Annotated in this window: 1 pseudogene; it reads left to right on the top strand. The window is 58.4% G+C overall.

What is annotated here, in order from left to right:
* Positions 1–117: 117 nt before the first annotated feature.
* Positions 118–453, top strand: a pseudogene (locus tag HV796_RS45300) (IS110 family transposase); the annotation flags it as partial.
* Between the last annotated feature and the right edge of the window lie 280 nt (positions 454–733).

Genomic DNA, 733 nt, shown 5'->3' with positions numbered 1-733 from the left:
AAACGCGATCCGCCGCAAGTTTACAAGCGCAGCGCTACGTCCTTGAAAGTAAACGCGTTCTCCCGCGCACGACGCCTTGGGCTACGAGATGTGTATAACAGGATGCCTTAAGTCCCCGAACATTCCTCGGGCCAGAGGCACAGGCTGGGCAACATCACAAAAAGCGGCAACGGCCTTCGCGTTACATGCTCTTTGAAGCCGCCTGGTCGTACCGTCAGCCCGCCAGGGTCAGCCCCGCCATCCAAGCAACGCCATGACGGACTGCCCAAGGCCATCATCGATCGCGCGCGGGATGCACAGCTGCAGCTGTGCAAGCGATATCGCGGGCTGGTTGCCCGTGGCAAGCATCCTAACGTCGCCGTGCTAGCGATCGCCCGGGATCTGACCACATTCGTGTGGGATATCGCGCGAATGACCTCAGGCCCGACCGCCCCGCAGTCACACACCCACTGATCACGGCACCATTGCGTATTCAACCGCGGAGGAACAGTCTGCAGATGACGGCGCAGCACGGTCAGCGAACAATCCGCCAAGATAATACGAGACAGTCTTCAGGCAGACTCCCGGACACAGAGCGCGGCAGGTTCACAAGACCGCCCCCTGTAATGTGGCAACCAACCGCTCTATTGAGTTTCCCATAAAACATGACAACCGATTCGATGCTGGCGCGTTATATCTCTAACGGATTGAATGGAGATACGCGCCATGGCAAAGAAGCCGTTGGACGAGGCAA

It is taken from the genome of Paraburkholderia humisilvae (assembly GCF_902859855.1).
Taxonomy (GTDB): domain Bacteria; phylum Pseudomonadota; class Gammaproteobacteria; order Burkholderiales; family Burkholderiaceae; genus Paraburkholderia; species Paraburkholderia humisilvae.
Note: the sequence above shows the minus strand (reverse complement) of the source record. Positions and strands in the feature narration are given on the sequence as shown.